This is a genomic window from Delftia sp. S65, assembly GCF_016516495.1.
Lineage (GTDB): Bacteria > Pseudomonadota > Gammaproteobacteria > Burkholderiales > Burkholderiaceae_C > Comamonas > Comamonas acidovorans.
Genome location: NZ_JACVUR010000014.1, coordinates 75,835 through 92,465, shown reverse-complemented (window position 1 = coordinate 92,465; position 16,631 = coordinate 75,835). Strand labels below are relative to the sequence as shown.

General features: G+C 60.1%; 13 protein-coding genes. 9 read left to right on the top strand and 4 right to left on the bottom strand.

The features are described from left to right. Nucleotides 1-76 precede the first annotated feature (76 nt). From kdpB to kdpF, 4 genes are all read right to left on the bottom strand, one after another. Nucleotides 77-2,161, bottom strand: a complete 2,085-nt coding sequence (kdpB, locus tag IAE24_RS14345; RefSeq protein ID WP_199960218.1) for a potassium-transporting ATPase subunit KdpB — start codon at nt 2,159-2,161, stop codon at nt 77-79. Nucleotides 2,162-2,164: 3 nt separating this feature from the next. Further along, nucleotides 2,165-2,899, bottom strand: coding sequence for a K(+)-transporting ATPase subunit C (kdpC, locus tag IAE24_RS14340; RefSeq protein ID WP_199960217.1), 735 nt, complete (start codon nt 2,897-2,899; stop codon nt 2,165-2,167). Nucleotides 2,900-2,977: 78 nt separating this feature from the next. After that, nucleotides 2,978-4,684, bottom strand: a complete 1,707-nt coding sequence (gene kdpA / locus IAE24_RS14335; protein WP_199960216.1) for a potassium-transporting ATPase subunit KdpA — start codon at nt 4,682-4,684, stop codon at nt 2,978-2,980. Between the two features lie 114 nt (nt 4,685-4,798). Continuing rightward, on the bottom strand, nt 4,799-4,897 hold the full coding sequence (gene kdpF / locus IAE24_RS14330) for a K(+)-transporting ATPase subunit F (protein ID WP_034397326.1): 99 nt from the start codon (nt 4,895-4,897) through the stop codon (nt 4,799-4,801). 288 nt (nt 4,898-5,185) lie between these two features. On the opposite strand from kdpF, the gene IAE24_RS14325 reads away from it, so the two are divergent. The 9 genes from IAE24_RS14325 (at nt 5,186) to IAE24_RS14285 (ending at nt 16,480) form a co-directional block, all read left to right on the top strand. Next, a complete protein-coding gene (locus IAE24_RS14325; protein ID WP_199960215.1) occupies nt 5,186-6,814 on the top strand; it encodes a peptide chain release factor 3 in 1,629 nt (542 codons plus the stop codon). Between the two features lie 34 nt (nt 6,815-6,848). After that, nucleotides 6,849-8,864, top strand: a complete 2,016-nt coding sequence (locus IAE24_RS14320; protein ID WP_199960214.1) for a hypothetical protein — start codon at nt 6,849-6,851, stop codon at nt 8,862-8,864. A gap of 1 nt (nt 8,865) precedes the next feature. Then, nucleotides 8,866-10,278, top strand: coding sequence for a hypothetical protein (locus tag IAE24_RS14315; RefSeq protein WP_199960213.1), 1,413 nt, complete (start codon nt 8,866-8,868; stop codon nt 10,276-10,278). A gap of 20 nt (nt 10,279-10,298) precedes the next feature. Further along, the gene (locus IAE24_RS14310) at nt 10,299-10,643 is read left to right on the top strand and encodes a hypothetical protein (RefSeq protein ID WP_199960212.1); all 345 of its coding nucleotides are present in this window, start codon (nt 10,299-10,301) and stop codon (nt 10,641-10,643) included. A 16-nt stretch (nt 10,644-10,659) separates the two neighbouring features. Continuing rightward, nucleotides 10,660-11,616 (top strand): glycosyltransferase family 2 protein, encoded by a 957-nt coding sequence (locus IAE24_RS14305; RefSeq protein WP_199960211.1) that lies wholly within the window; start codon nt 10,660-10,662, stop codon nt 11,614-11,616. Nucleotides 11,617-11,657: 41 nt separating this feature from the next. Then, the gene (locus IAE24_RS14300; protein WP_233626145.1) at nt 11,658-13,493 is read left to right on the top strand and encodes a hypothetical protein; all 1,836 of its coding nucleotides are present in this window, start codon (nt 11,658-11,660) and stop codon (nt 13,491-13,493) included. Between the two features lie 86 nt (nt 13,494-13,579). Next, nucleotides 13,580-14,377 carry an HAD-IIB family hydrolase gene (locus IAE24_RS14295; protein ID WP_043820300.1) on the top strand — a complete coding sequence of 266 codons (798 nt, stop codon included), beginning with the start codon at nt 13,580-13,582 and terminating at the stop codon, nt 14,375-14,377. Between the two features lie 640 nt (nt 14,378-15,017). Further along, entirely contained in the window at nt 15,018-15,605 is a 588-nt protein-coding gene (locus IAE24_RS14290) for a fimbrial protein (protein WP_013800427.1), read from the top strand. A 113-nt stretch (nt 15,606-15,718) separates the two neighbouring features. Next, the gene (locus IAE24_RS14285) at nt 15,719-16,480 is read left to right on the top strand and encodes a fimbrial biogenesis chaperone (RefSeq protein WP_199960210.1); all 762 of its coding nucleotides are present in this window, start codon (nt 15,719-15,721) and stop codon (nt 16,478-16,480) included. The last annotated feature ends 151 nt before the right edge of the window (nt 16,481-16,631 follow it).

Genomic DNA, 16,631 nt, shown 5'->3' with positions numbered 1-16,631 from the left:
TTTCATCTTGGTTTTCTTGAAGAGAAGAGAAGAGCAAAGCGGGGCCTGCCCGGCCGGGCAGGCGGGCCGCATAGGGTCACGCCAGGTTCAGAGCCACCAGCAGCATGTCGATCAGCTTGATGCCGATGAAGGGAACGACCAGGCCACCCAGGCCGTAGATCAGCAGGTTGCGCCGCAGCAGGGCCGAGGCACCGATGGCGCGGTAGGGCACGCCGCGCAGGGCCAGCGGGATCAGCACGATGATGATCAGCGCGTTGAAGATCACGGCACTCAGGATGGCCGAGCCCGGGCTGGCCAGCCCCATGACGTTGAGCGCCGACAGCTGCGGATAGGTGCCCACGAAGGCGGCCGGGATGATGGCGAAGTACTTGGCCACGTCGTTGGCCACGCTGAAGGTGGTCAGCGCGCCGCGCGTCATCAGCATCTGCTTGCCGGTCTCCACGACCTCGATGAGCTTGGTCGGGTTGCTGTCCAGGTCCACCATGTTGCCGGCCTCCTTGGCCGCCTGGGTGCCGCTGTTCATGGCCACGGCCACGTCGGCCTGGGCCAATGCGGGCGCGTCATTGGTGCCGTCGCCGGTCATGGCCACCAGGCGGCCTGCGGCCTGGTGTTCGCGGATCAGGCGCAGCTTGTCCTCGGGCGTGGCTTCGGCCAGGTAGTCGTCCACGCCGGCCTCGGCCGCAATGGCCGCCGCCGTGAGCGGGTTGTCGCCCGTGATCATCACGGTCTTGATGCCCATGCGGCGCAGCTCGGCAAAGCGTTCGCGTATGCCGTGCTTGACCACGTCCTTGAGCTCGATCACGCCCAGCACGCGGGCACCGTCGGCCACGACCAGCGGCGTACTGCCGCGCCGCGACACATCCTCCACCACCTTGAGCATGGCGGGCGGGAACTTGCCGCCCAGGGATTCAACGTGGCGGCGCACGGCGTCGGCCGCGCCCTTGCGCAGGCTGCGCGTGCCGCCGTCGGGCTGGGGCATGTCCACGCCACTCATGCGCGTCTGGGCCGTGAAGGGCACGAAGACCGCATGCAGCGTGGCCAGGTCGCGCTCGCGCAGGCCATGCATCTCCTTGGCCAGCACGACCACGCTGCGGCCTTCAGGCGTCTCGTCGGCCAGCGAAGCCAGCTGCGCCGCATCCACCAGTTGCGCGGCCGTCACGCCGGGCGCGGGCAGGAACTCGCTGGCCTGGCGGTTGCCCAGCGTGATGGTGCCGGTCTTGTCCAGCAGCAGCACGTCCACGTCGCCGGCCGCCTCCACGGCGCGGCCCGAGGTGGCGATCACGTTGGCCTGCATCATGCGGCTCATGCCCGCCACGCCAATGGCCGACAGCAGGCCGCCGATGGTGGTCGGGATCAGGCACACCAGCAGGGCGATCAGCACCGTCAGTCCCACGACCTGGCCGCTGCCCGTCAGCTCCACCGCAAAGGACGAATAGGGCCGCAGCGTAACGATGACCAGCAGGAACAGCAGCGTCAGCCCGACCAGCAAAATGGTCAGCGCCAGCTCGTTGGGCGTCTTGTGGCGGCGGGCCGACTCCACCATGGAGATCATGCGGTCGAGGAAGGACTCACCGGGATTGACGGTGATCTGCACCACCAGCCAGTCCGACAGCACGCGCGTGCCGCCGGTGACCGAAGAGAAGTCGCCGCCGGCCTCGCGGATCACGGGGGCCGATTCGCCGGTGATGGCGCTCTCGTCCACCGAGGCCACGCCCTCGATCACGGTGCCGTCCAGCGGCACGGTGTCGCCGGCCTCCACCAGCACCCACATGCCCGAACGCAGTTCTTCGGCACCCACGGGATGCCAGCGGCTCTGGTAGTTGGCCTGCTCCAGCTTCTTGGCGACGGTGCTGCGCTTCATGCTGCGCAGGCTGGCGGCCTGGGCGCGGCTGCGCCCCTCGGCCAGCGCCTCCGCAAAGTTGGCGAACAGCACGGTGAACCACAGCCACAGCGCAATCGCCAGGATGAAGCCCGCAGGCGCTTCGCCTTCGCCCGCCAGGGCCTGGGCCCAGAGCAGGCTGGTGAAGATGGCGCCCAGGTAGACCACGAACATCACCGGGTTGCGCCATTGCGCGCTGGGTGCCAGCTTTCGGACGGAGTCACCCAGCGCCTGGCGCACCAGCGAAGGATCGAACAGGGACAAAGCAGTTTTGCGCGACATGGCTTACTCCTTGGCGGCATGGACTGCCGCAGGCTGCAGCGTCGCGGCCGAAAGATCGTCCAGCGCCAGATTCAGCTGCAGCACGTTCACGCGCGGCTCGCCCAGCAGGCCCAGCACGCGCGGCTCCACCTGCTGGCGCAACAGTTCCTGGACCTTGGCCACGGGCAGTTGGCGCTCGCGGGCCACGCGCGGCAGTTGCAGCTCGGCATTGGCCACCGAGATGTGCGGGTCCAGGCCGGAGGCCGAGGCCGTCACGGCATCCACAGGCACAGCGGCATCTGCCGCCAGGCCATTGAGTTCGCGGTAGGCCGCCACGCGCGCCGCCACGGACTCCTTGAGCGCCGCATGGGTCGGACCCTGGTTGGTGGCAGCCGACAGCGCAGCGTTGTAGGGCGCGGCCACCGTGGCATCGGCCTTGTCGGGATCAGGCGCCGAGGTGGCGCTGGGCCTGCCCTGGAAATAGCGCGGCGAGGCGAACTCCTGCCCGATCAGAGCCGAGCCCACGACCGAGCCCTGGCGCATGACCAGGCTGCCATTGGCGGTCTTGGGAAACGCAGCCTGGGCCACGAGCGTGGTGACCAGCGGATAGGCCAGGCCCGTGACCACGGCGACGAACAGCGCCGACCGCAGGCTGGGGCCGAACAGCGAGCGCAGCCCGCCTGGAATGGCCTGCGTTTGGGCCTGCGCATCAGCGCGCAGCACCGGCAAGGGGCCGGAAGTATGTGTTTGAACTTGCATCTCGAAACCTCCGCCGCACGGCCCTGCCAAGGCAGAACCGGCGGCCAAGAAAAAAACGGGCTCAGCTGGCTCAGGGATTCAGGGGTAGACCTGTCCTGACAGCATCTGCAGCTGCTCGACCACGGGACCCAGGGCCAGCGAAGGCAGGAAAGTCAGCCCGCCGACCACGACCACCACGAAGACCAGCAGCCCCATGAACAGCGGCGTGGCCGTCGGGAAGGTGCCCGGCCCCGCAGGCACGGTGGGCTTGGCCGCCAGGCTGCCCGCCAGGGCCAGCATGGGCAGCAGCGTCAGATACCGGCCCGCCAGCATGGCCAGGCCGATGGTGGTGTTGAAGAACGGCGTGTTCGCATTCAGGCCCGCAAAGGCCGAGCCGTTGTTGGCCGTGCCCGAGGCATAGGCATAGAGCACTTCCGAGAAGCCATGCGGCCCCCGGTTGGCCAGGCTGGCCAGCGTGTCGGGCCAGACCGCCGCCAGCGCCGTGAAGCCCAGGACGGAGATGGGGTGCGCCATCACGGCCAGCATCACCAGCTTGATCTCGCGCGCCTCGATCTTCTTGCCCAGGAACTCGGGCGTGCGGCCAATCATCATGCCGGCCAGGAAGACCGTGAGGATGGCGTACTGCAGCAGGTTGATCAGGCCCACGCCATCACCGCCGAACACGCAGTTGATCATCATCTGTGCCAGCGGCACCAGCCCGCCCAGCGGCGTCAGCGAGTCATGCATGGCATTGACCGAGCCCGTGGTGGCGGCCGTGGTCGTGGCCACGAACAGCGCCGTGTCGGCGATGCCAAAGCGCAGCTCCTTGCCCTCCATGTTGCCGCCCGGCTGGGTGGCGCTGATCTGCTGGTCGGCACCTGCGGCCGTGAGCAGCGGATTGCCGGCCTGCTCGGCCGTGAACACCAGCGCCAGAAAGCCCACGAACATCACCAGGCAGGCGCCGAACAGCACCCAGCCCTGGCGGCGGCGCAGCAGCATGGAGCCGAAGGCATAGGTCATGGCCGAGGGAATCAGCAGCATGCCCAGGATGTGGATGGCATTGGTCAGCGGCGTGGGGTTCTCGAACGGATGGGCCGCATTCATGCCGAAGAAGCCGCCACCGTTGGTGCCGATGTGCTTGATGCTCTCCAGGCTGGCCACGGGGCCCAGCAGGATCTGCTGGCGCGCGCCCTCCAGCGTCGTCGCCCAGACCTGGCCATCCAGCGCCTGCGGCACGCCCTGCCACACATAGACCAGGGCCACCACAAAACTGAGCGGCAGCATCACGCGCCACAGCACGCGCACATAGTCCACCCAGTAGTTGCCCAGGTCCGATGCACTGGAGCGCGCCAGGCCGCGGATGAAGCCCGCAGCCGCGACTACGCCCGTGATAGCACCCGCAAACATCATGAAAGTGATGGCCACCATCTGCGTGGCGTTGGACAGGCTGCTCTCGCCCGAATACGCCTGCCAGTTGGTATTGGTCACAAAGGACGCGGCCGTGTTGAAGGCCAGGTCCGGCGTCTGCGCCACATTGCCCAGCGCATTCAGCGGCAGCCAGCCCTGCGCGCGCAGCAGCGCATAGCCCAGCAGCAGCATGGCGCCGTTGGACAGCAGCAGCGCCAGCCCGTAGCGCTGCCAGCCCATGCGCTCGGCCGGGTTCACGCCCAGGGCGCGAAAGCTCAGCCGCTCGATCCAGACATGGTGCTCACTCGTGAAGCAGCGTGCCAGCCACTGCCCCATGGGCACGGCCAGCGCCGTCATCAACAGCAGCACCAGTGCATATTCCATCCAGGTCAACCACATGGCGGTCTCCTTTCAGGCAGTCAAATCCGGCCCAGCGCCGCCACGAAGGCCAGCAGGCCCCCGAAGCAGCCCAGGCTCAGCGCGATAAAGATCAGGTCTTGCATCTGCGCCACCTCAGAACTGCTCGGGCCGCAGCAAGGCGTATCCCAGGTAGACAAACAGAGCCAGAGCGCCCAAGGCGCCCAGCCATCCGGTGATTTCGGTCAGGGTCATAGGAATTTCTCCCGCATCGGCACCGCTTGGCGGCACCTGTTGTTGCGATGGGGAAAACTCTAGGGCCGGGGCTGTCAAAAGCGGATTGAGATTGCGGCATGCCGTATCAAGACGGCATCAAGAAACCAGGGGCACGACTTACATCCCTGTTCGCCGATATTTCCAGTGCGAAAGTAGAATGGCGGCCATTTGCGGCCTCGCTTGGCTCCATGCCCAATGGCCGCCCGCGACAGACATTACGTCTCCCTTTCCTGGCAGGCACCGCCCTGCCTTTGCGCTTTCAATACTGTGTCATACGCCTCTGAAACCCGGCGCCGCCGGACTTTTGCCATCATTTCCCACCCCGACGCGGGCAAGACCACGCTGACCGAAAAGCTGCTGCTGTTCTCGGGCGCGATCCAGATCGCGGGCGCCGTCAAAGGCCGCAAGGCCAGCCGCCATGCCACCTCCGACTGGATGGAAATCGAAAAGCAGCGCGGCATCTCGGTGGCCAGCTCGGTCATGCAGATGAGCTACCGCGATCACGTGGTCAACCTGCTCGACACGCCCGGCCACAAGGACTTCTCGGAAGACACCTACCGCGTGCTCACGGCCGTGGACTCGGCGCTGATGGTCATCGACGCCGCCAACGGCGTGGAATCGCAGACCCGCCGCCTGATCGAGGTCTGCCGCCAGCGCGACACGCCCATCATCACCTTCGTCAACAAGATGGACCGCGAAGTGCGCGATCCGCTGGACATCCTCGACGAAGTCGAGCGCGAACTGGGCATGCCCTGCTGCCCCGTCACCTGGCCCGTGGGCCAGGGCCGGCAATTCGGCGGCATCATCAACCTGCTCACCCAGACCATGACGGTGTTCCAGCCCGGCAGCGAACGCCGCCCACAGGACTTCGAAGCCATCCCCCTGGCCGAGGCCGACAAGCTGCGCGCGCGCTTCGGCCAGTCCTTCGACGATGCGCTGGAAAGCATGGAACTGGCCCAGGGCGCCTCGGCCCCCTGGGACCACGAGGCTTTCCTGGCAGGCAAGCTCACGCCGGTCTTCTTCGGCTCCGGCGTGAACAACTTCGGTGTCATGGAAGTGCTGGATGCCGTGGTCGACATGTCGCCCCCGCCCGGCCCCCGCAAAAGCTCGCTGCTGGTCAACAAGCAGCCTGTGGAAAAGATCATCCACCCCGAGGACGAAGGCTTCTCCGGCGTGGTCTTCAAGGTCCAGGCCAACATGGATGCCAACCACCGCGACCGCATCGCCTTCGTGCGCGTGGCCTCGGGCAAGTACACGCCCGGTATGAAGATGAAGGTCCAGCGCACTGCCAAGGAGCTGCGCCCCACCTCCGTCGTGACCTTCATGAGCCAGCGCCGCGAGGCCGTGGAAGAGGCCTATGCGGGCGACATCATCGGCTTCACCACGCACGGCGGCGTTCAGCTGGGCGACACCATCACCGACGGCACCAACCTGCAATTCACGGGCCTGCCCTTCTTCGCCCCGGAAATGTTCATGACCGTGGTGCTCAAGAACCCGCTGCGCACCAAGCAGCTGCAGCAGGGCCTGATGCAGCTGGGCGAGGAAGGCGCCATCCAGGTCTTCAAGCCCGAGGCCGGCGGCAACATGCTGCTGGGCGCCGTGGGCCAGCTGCAATTCGAAGTCGTCCAGCACCGCCTGAACGCCGAATACGACTGCGACATCCGCCTGGAAGGCTGCCAGTACACCGGCGCACGCTGGATCACGGCCGACACCCCGGCCGAACTGCGCGAATTCGAGAACGCCTACCCGCTGCGCATGGCGCGCGATGCGGCCGATACGCTGGCCTATCTGTGCACGTCACCCTATGACGTGCGATTGGCGCAGGAGCGGTTTCCGAAGATTCATTTCCATCCGCTGCGGGAGCATGCGGGGTTGGCGCTGCAAGTCAACGCCTGACTTACTGACAATCTACAGGCGCACCAGCAGTCCGATGCTCAATAAAAAAAAATCATATTCATGGAGATTTTATGCAACCGCCGGATGGCTCGCATGGATACTTTACGAAGCCATCAAGCGCCTGATTCGATATCTACCAGAACCTGGTGCACCCCTTAATTCAGATGCTCATTGGGTTTACATACCCAATGCGAATAAAATTCTTTCCGACCCTTGGGGTTTTCTGACGCAATCACCCGAGAGCTACCATGTGGCACCCATGGGCTATATTTGGCCAGCGCTCTGGGGCGCGAGCCCGACAGACACCCAGATAGCCAATTGCGCCATCTTCCTAATTTCCGTCATATTGATATGGCATTGTGCCCAACGACTGGGTGGCTGGTGGGCAGGAGCTGTAGCATCCAGCTTGCTCGTTTACCATCCCACGCTCATCTATTATGTCCCCCAAGTACTGACGGAGTCCCTTTATTTATTTGGACTTTTACTCTTTACAGCAGCAACCATCGAATATGTTATTAATCCCAAATTACGCATATTCTGGCTTGGACTGCTTTCTTGCGGACTCTCAATCACACTTCTTACCCGCCCCGTTTTACAGTACTTGGTACTGCTCTCCTTAGCAATTGTAATTCTAGTATCGCTGCGAATTGGGCGTAGACAGTCACCTTCCTCCGAAAGATGGGTCTCAGTTGACAATATCGTAAACCGCCAACTATGCATTGCATTGATGGCAGCCTTGCTTCTACCGGCCATAACCGTCATTAAGAATGGCGCTTATTTCAATGTATGGGGACTAAGTACCGGAACCGGGGCAGCCTTATACTATGGGATCAGCCCGTTCAAAATGGGACTTGAACCCGCATTCTCTGGTTATAGCTATGATAGTGGGGCTATCCCTGGCACGGCTGACCCCGATACATTCGGCAATCCCCTGGCGCGCAGGTCGGATGATATTAACAAGCAGGTCGCAATTGAGATAATAAAAAACACATCACTGCTTGATAATCTTAAATTCTTTCTTTTTAAATTCAAGACTTGGATGCTTTATAGCACCCCAGAACTGCGTAGTGAACCCAAACGTACCGTTCGGGTTTTCGAGTTGATGTCCATTGCATTCGCATCGATTGTTATGGCATGGCGCCTCCGCCTCTCAAAATCCAGCCTCCCGATACTACCTGGATCTGGCGAAAAATCCCACGAGAAACTCACGCTGATCAGCGGCCTAATGGTTGCAACCTTGGGAATGGCCATTCAACTAAGCCCTGTCCTCTACAATGATCGCTACAACCTTTTCTTCATGGAGCCTTGGCTGATTATACTGACAGGCGTGAGCATTGCGGTGCTGCTGCAAAAACCCAAACTCACTACCATATCGCCATCAAGCCGGTTTACGCTCGATGGAATGGGCGTCAAGGCCAGGTGGGGAGCGAAGGTATTGATTGCCGGTTTGATTCTTGCGACTGTTCCCTCCGCACTGACCAGGTACTCGCTGCGCCATGAAACCTGGGGCATGGATCCTCATCGTCCAGGGCCTACCCATACATTGCTGGACAGCAGTGCGATGGGCGCCATCGATTCGACCACAGCCACACTTCAGGACGATGGTCGGTGGCTTCTGGAATCTCATAGCGCCGTACTACGACTACCCATCGCTCCACCCGATCCCGATGCGCTCTCTCATACGCAACTAATGGATGCGATTTGGCGCCTGCGGTTTGCGGTATCCACTCCGCCAAATGCTCCGCGCTCATGCCGAAAAGCTCGCGTGACGCTAAGCAATAGCCTAGCTGTGTCGCGGCATAGTTTCCCAGTAGAACAGACTATCAATTTGAAGCTTGACGCTGCTATGCATACTTACGCAATCTTCGGAAACGATCAATTGCGCCCCGCTGGCACAGGCCACCTTGATATCAGCTTTGCCTGCCCGCCAGGAACTCTGGTGACATGGGGAGCCGCCGAGTTGCTAGCTGTCGCAACGCCTCAAGCCGCTCGCGCCCTCATACGAGATGGCGCGCCAATCAATCCTTATCGGGGAGATACCCTAAAATAAGGTGAAAGATTATTGGTCCTTTAATGATTTTTACCCTGCAAAATCAAGAAGCATTTCTCATTATTATGTTATGCCAAAGAAGATAAATCACCCTTTTATTTTACTTTTCTCGCTATTGATAACCTTCTACGGTTACTGGCTTATGACATTCTGGCCAGGGATTCTTGGCGAAGATAGTCTGGGAATCCTTTTGGAAGTCCTAGACCCAGAAAAGCAGAACTCAGGAAAGCCCGCCTTCTGGTATTATTTTGTTCGAGTGTTCTATGAAGGACATCAGAGGGCCGAGGTACCCATTGGGGCTATGCTGCTCATGAGTGCCGCCATCCTGGCTCGTATACTGGCATGGTGCTGGGACCAGAAAATATACAAGACGACGATCTTTCTTCTGATTTTTGTCTGCCTAACGCCACATTTGATTTTCTTTGCTGGCTCACTTTATCCAGATGGGATCTACTCCATCGCCATCGCCGGACTACTTTTTGAAATATGGCTCATAGCAAGAGCCAAAAAAGCCCAGGCAACCTCATTGTTCATCATTGCGCTGACACTGCCTATATCCGCATTTGCTCGACCTAACGGAATCATCTTTCTCATACCGGTCCTCATACTAATATTTCTCGTTGAACGTCGAAGCAAGATTCTATTAAGCGTCATTCTCCTTTCTTGGACAGCGTTAATGGCAGCAGGCATGAATGCCCACCGGTCTGCAAGCCATGGCGCCATCTACCCGATGGCTATTTTCGAAACTGTCAATTTTTTGCAACCCCGCCCCATGAACTTGTGGACGGCAAGCCCTAGGCTATCACCTCTGACAGTCGAGACGTTGGAAAAAAATCATCCTCTGGAAACTTACATAAAAAATTACGATCCTGACTATTGGGACACACTGAATTTCAAACCAGACGGACCGCGTGTAATGTCCATTCCCAAGGCCGACAGAAAGATAATTACCAAGGAATTTCTGCGCTATAACGTATGGCACAACATTCCAAAATTCATGGGCAGCAGAGTTAATATTTTCTTGGCATCCGCCTTCGCCGACGGGGGGCTACCAGGGTTCGGTTATGCCAAGCATGTACTGGATTTCGTGAAATCAGAATCCATCTTCCGTAAATTTAATTTAAAAACATCAGAAGATTTCCTCTTCAGTATGTTTGATATCAGCTACACATACCGCTGGATATTTTGGACTCCATTCCTTGGCATCGCACTATTGATATGGGCAATTCGCCAAGGATTCAATCTGCGCGATATACCAATATTATTAATTTCCCTTCCTATGCTCATCCAACTGGGAGCAATTTTCGTATTCTCGATTGCAGCGGAATATCGATATTTACTGCCATTCTTCACACTGTCATTAGTTTTACTGCCGATTTTTGCAATACGAAAAATTGAGCCCAGTAAAACATGATGTGAACCTGATATTATTTTATGACACTTCTTCTCACATCTCTCACAATACTTTGTGTTATATGCATTTCCCTGGGCCAAATTCTCTTCAAGAAGGCGGCCTTTGCTATTCCCATTGACGCGACGTGGATGGACTGGTTTTTAAACGGGTGGTTGATCACATCACTTGCACTTTATGGTGTCACCACGCTGGGCTGGATTTGGATACTGCGCCAAGCGCCGTTGCACCTTGCCTATCCTTTCATGGGCCTCGCCTTCATCATTGTTCCTACTCTGGCGTGGTTGCTCCTGGGTGAGCCCCTGCACTGGCGCACGCTTGTCGGAGGCACACTGATACTTGCCGGTGTCGCTCTAGCGTCTCAGTAAATAGAAAGAACAGAACATGCGTATAGCCGTCGCCATACCCTGCTACAAGGTCACCCAGCATGTGCTCGGTGTCATCCGTGCCATCGGTCCCGAGGTCGAGGCCATCTATGCCGTGGACGATGCCTGCCCCGCAGGCAGTGGACGCTTCATTGAGGAGAACAACACGGATCCCCGCGTGCGCGTGCTCTTCAACCCCGAGAACCGGGGCGTCGGCGGAGCCATCGTCACAGCCTACAAGGCGGCCATTGCCGACGGCATGGACATCGTGGTCAAGATTGACGGCGACGGCCAGATGGACCCTTCATTGCTGCCGCTGTTCGTGCGGCCACTGCTGCGCAAACAGGCCGACTACACCAAGGGCAACCGTTTCTACCGGCCTGAGTCCGTGCAGGACATGCCACCTGTGCGCCTGTTCGGCAATGCGGTTCTGTCCTTCATGACCAAGCTCAGTTGCGGCTACTGGAACGTGATGGACCCCACCAATGGCTACACCGCGGTACGCACCTGCGTGCTGGCCGAGCTGCCGCTGGACAAGCTGGAGCGCCGGTATTTCTTCGAGACCGACATGCTGTTCCGCCTGAACACTGTCCGCGCCGTCGTCAAGGATGTGCCCATGGATTCGGTCTATGCCGACGAGGAGTCCAACCTCAAGATCGGCAAGGTGTTGCCAGAATTCCTGCGCAAGCATGCTTCGCGCCTATGGCGGCGCTACGTCTACAACTATCTGGTTCGCGACTTCAACATAGGCACGGTATACAGCCTGAGCGGTATGTTGCTTGTCTTGGTGGGCACCCTCTTTGGTCTTTGGCATTGGATTGGCAGCAGCGGCCATCCCGCGACCAGCGGCACCGTCATGCTTGCCGCTCTGCCCATCATCATCGGCATCCAATGCCTGATCGCCTTTCTGCACTATGACGTCGACAGCGTTCCCTCCGAGCCCGTCAGCCTGTCTCTGGAAGAATCGGCCAATTGATCGGTTCAGCGCTTCCAGCACGCCACCCCGTTGCACATCCAATGCAAAAACATCTTCGTCTTTCCTTGGCGGTGATTACGCTCGCGTGCACAGCCTTTGGCAGTGGAACGCAAGCGGCCTCACCTCCTCGGCCGCCGCTCATCATCGCCCCCAGCATCGAGGGATGGTTCATCTGCGATGAGGCCGCTGGCAATGTGAAGTTGAGAACACTCGAGGAACTGTTCAGTTTGTGTCGCACGAGAGGCCTTGATGGCGCTCCAGCCATCGAGCAATTGCTGAACAAGCTGGAGCCGGGTGGGCCTCAAGGCTCCGTCCAGGTCGGGTACACCATCACCCTGCCTCTATTGACGCTGTATCGGCCAACCCCCCAAGGCTGGGACATCGACGCATCCCGCGTGGACAGTTTCCTGAATGTCATCCGCAAGGTGGAGCGCCCAGTCGTGGTCTATCTCATGGCTGACCATTTCGACTCCACCGGTGCCATCGTCGACGAGCTTGCCAAAGACCCTCGCAATGTGATGCAGTTGCGCGACGGCAAACCGCTGGACCTGGGCTATTTCGGCTACCGGATCATGCCCTACACGCTATCGGCCGATCCTGCAGCTCCTGTCAACCAGTACCGCTTCAAGGCACTTCAGTACGTCGCAAAAAAAATCCTGGAACTCCCTGAGCCTGTGCAAAAGCGCATCGTGGCCTATACGCTGCCGGGCGAACTGCACCACATGTTCCCTGACTTCGAGAACGGCATGGGCGCCTACCAATCCATCCAGGTCACAGACTACAGTCCGGATTCCGTTGCAGGCTTTCGGCGCTGGCTGCAGTCCAAGTACAAGGATGTGGGGCAGTTGAAAAAGCAGACCGGACTGGACTACCCATCGTTTGATGCAGTTCCTGCACCTTCCAAGGACATCCGCAAGGAGCGCCTGAGCTCCTTTGGCGAGCACTATGACGCCTTCTCAGGTGGCACGCTGCCGATTGCAGGCTGGCTGTGGGACCCCGAGCAGGCCGTGAAAAAGCTGGATCTGTACGTGGATGGCAAATTCGTCGGACCTGTTGCCCGCAGGCTGGGCAGGCTGGATGTCTACCGTGCCGTGGATGCAATCACCGATCCCAACACTGGCTTTCGGCATGACTTGGACTACCGAGACCTGCCACCAGGAAAGCACATCGCACAGGTCGTTGCCGCAACCCATGAACGACGGTACCTGCTGGCCAATGTGGAGTTCATGGTCGTTCCGCGGGACCAGAGCAAGGTATCGGCACAGCCGCCCAAGCGACTGGGATGGATGCGGCGGATATCAACGCTGCGCGGAGTGCGCACCTGGCTGGACATGCCGGCCGGACCGCAAGACCTCTACTACAACCCGTTGGCGCAGGACTGGAACACCTACCGCGAATCGCAGGTGTACGGTCTTCTGAAAGCCTTCCATCAAAAGGCCATAGATGCAGGGCTGCCGGCCGAAAAAATCTACTCGCATCAGATCGTGGCGAATGTGAACTCGTCCTGGAACCCGCAATTGCTTGCTTCCGACAAGACGATCGGTGGCGATACGCCCTGGCGAACCGGCGTGAACATGTATGGCGGCACCACCAACAGCGAGTGGATGCGCAACTACATGAGGCAGCGTGGCATCACCAGTTATGGCGTCCCAGAGTTCAACCCGCAGCAGTGGAAGCGCGAGGGAGTGCACCTTAACGCCATGCAGTCGCACTATGACAACGGCGCAACCTTCATCAGTCCCTACTACTTCTCGCTGATTCCCGCCCGCCTGGGCGCAGCCGAACACGGCGTTAACCGCATGGAGCTGTCCCCCGACAACCCCAAGGACGGCTCCGACAAGTTCTACAAGGCCATCGTCGAATTCGCCAGGCAGTAGGATGGAGCCCTTGCGCGCACGGTCCGTGCGCGCAGACGCTGCCCTTTTACAAGCCGCCCCGGGCGGCTTTTTGCATTTTGACGACCGTGCCTACAACCCTCCAGCCGCTGTCCCTCTGGACACCTCCCGCATCGCCGCTCGGCATCCTCACCGACATCGACGACACCCTGACCACCGAGGGCGTGGTGCCGGACCATGTCGTCGATGCCATCGCCCGGCTCAAGCAGTCCGGCCTGCGCGTGGTGCCGATCACGGGCAGGCCCGTGGGCTGGAGCGAGCCTTTTGCCCAGGCCTGGCCCGTGGATGCCATCGTGGCCGAGAACGGCGCTGTGGCACTGCGGCGCAATGCGCAGGGCGGGCTGGACAAGCTCTACCAGCAGGACGAGGCCACGCGCACCGCCAACTACGCGCGCATGCAGCAGGTGCTGGCCGAGATCGAGGCCACCGTGCCCGGGGCGCTGCGCGCCACCGACTCGGCGGGCCGCGAATGCGACATTGCCGTGGACCACAGCGAATTCACCCAGATGCCCCAGCAGGACATTGACCGCTGCGTGGCCATCATGAAGGCGGCGGGCATGAACGCCACCGTCAGCTCCATCCACATCAACGGCTGGTTTGGCGCGCACAACAAGCTCGAAGGCGCGCGCTGGATCCTGCGCACCCTGTTCGACATCGACCTCGACGCCACGCTGGACCGCTGGATCTACATCGGCGACTCCACCAACGACCAGCTCATGTTCGAGCACATGCCCCACAGCCTGGGCGTGGCCAACATCGCGCGCTTCGTGCCCCAGCTCAAGCACCTGCCTCGCCATGTCACCCAGGCCGAGCGTGGAGACGGCTTTGCCGAAATGGCGCAGTACCTGCTGACCCAGCGCCCCTGATCCACAGGGCCCAGGGACGGTGCAGCCCTTGCAGACCTGCGCCTTCGCCTTCGACTACCCCATCGGCCCCTCCTGATCTGCGGGACCCGCGCTCCCCCCGCAGACACCATCACCCTCAGCACAGCCAACCGCCCGGCGCAGGCGGGCTGTGCACCCTCTTTCCCCCATTCGACAGAGCAAATCTAGGACTATTCCTAGATCAAGCATCAATTATCAGAATGCGCCCTATTTCATATAGTGGCGGTGCACACCTAGAATCCATCACATACCCAAAGAACAGGTTTTTGTTTCGCCTTTTTCTTTGACAGATTCTCTCCTGCATCCCATCCGCGCCATTGGGCACTGGTGTATTTGAACAATTCAACTTCAAACATGCCAGAGAAACAAACCTTGCCCATTCCTCGCCAACGCTCCCTCATCCGAACAATTTCTCCATGTCAGCGCCACCACCTATTCCAGCATGATCGCAACCCCTGCAAATCCTTGACCATGCTGACAGTTACCAACCATTGGATTGATGAGGTGAACATGGAACACTGATGATTTATTAACCACTCAACCATTCACACAGTCTCTTATTCCACCAGCGCATTCATCGCTGCTGGAATTTCATTTATCTCTTCAACTCGAGGGAATACCCATGAAAAAGATCGCATTGCTGACATCGGTTGCCGGCCTGGTCATGATGGCCATGAACACCGCTCAAGCAGCAGACGGCACCATCAACTTCACGGGCGAGGTGGTCACCACCACCTGCAAGGTGGACACCACGGTCGCCGGCGCCGCCAAGGACGGCGTGAAGCTGCCCAACGTGGCGAACAACCAGCTGGCCACCGTGGGTGCCACGGTCGGCCGCCAGGCGTTCTCGCTGGAACTCAGCGGCTGTGAGCTGGCCACCGCCACCTCCACAGCGCCCGTCTCCAAGGTCGCCGTGTTCTTCGAAGCCGGCCCCAACGTGGACCTGGTCACCGGCATGCTCAAGCCCGCAGCGGCCAGTGGTACTGGTGCGCCCACCGTGGCCTCCGGTGTCCAGATCGCCATCGTGGATCCCAGCAACAACGAGCGCCTGAAGATCGGTTCCGCCCAGTCGCGCTTTGTGGACATCGACAACAAGGTCGGTGGCAATGGCCGGGCCATCATGCGTTTCGCCTCCGAATACGTGGCCACCGGCCCCGTGACCGCAGGCCGTACCGACACCTCGGTGACCTACTCGCTGGTCTATCAGTAATCACTGACTTTCAGGCATATCGGCCGCCTTGCGGTGGTCGATATGCCGTGTCTTCTGCTTTTCTGACATGGGCCCGGCCCCAGTCTTTCGCTCAAAACCCAGAGAGTTCTCCGATGCTGACGATCAAACGTTCATATGGGCTTGCTGCCATCCTGTTGTCCCTTCTTATTGGAACGGCGGCACAGGCCAGCGTGACATTGACGGGCACGCGCATCATCTTCCCCAGTGGCGAGAAGGAAGCCACCATCCAGCTCACCAACGAAGGCAGCAAACCTGCCCTGGTGCAGACCTGGCTGGACAAGGGCAACAACCAGGAATCGCCTGAGAACATCGACGTTCCCTTCGTCATCACGCCCACCATCATGCGCATCGAGGCGGGCAAGAGCCAGACGTTGCGCATCATCTATTCGGGCGAAGCACTGCCTGCTGACAAGGAATCCCTGTTCTGGCTCAACGTGCTGGACGTCCCGCCCAAGGCGGAAATGGAAGGCGACTCCAACAATCTCCAGTTCGCCTTTCGCACTCGCGTCAAGCTCATGTACCGGCCCGGCAATCTGCCCGGCAATGCCCAGGAAGCTCCTGCCCAGCTTCAATGGTCGGCAGGCGTTGACGCCAAAAACCAGCCTGTGTTGAACGCACGCAATCCCAGCGCCTTTGTGGTCAATGTGGCTGGCGTTGAAGTGCAGCTCAACGGCAAATCCTTCGAGGCAGGCGTTGGGCCCGTCCTTCCCGGCCAGGTGGCCGCCTTCCCAATCAAGGAACCTGCGGGTGCCAATATGGCTGGTGCGACCGGTGCCACGGTGATGTTCAGCAGCATCAATGATTGGGGCGCCAGTCTCAACCACGAAGCCAGAATTGGCAATTCCGCCCAATAAACAGGGCGATGCGAGCAAAGCCACGCGAATCCCCCGTCCTCTCCGGTCTGATTATCTAATGCCACTGCATTTTCAGCCCGGCCAGCACACCGATACCCAGCGTTAATACCCAGCGAAACTGTATCGGTCTCTTTACCGGGACTGGCACATC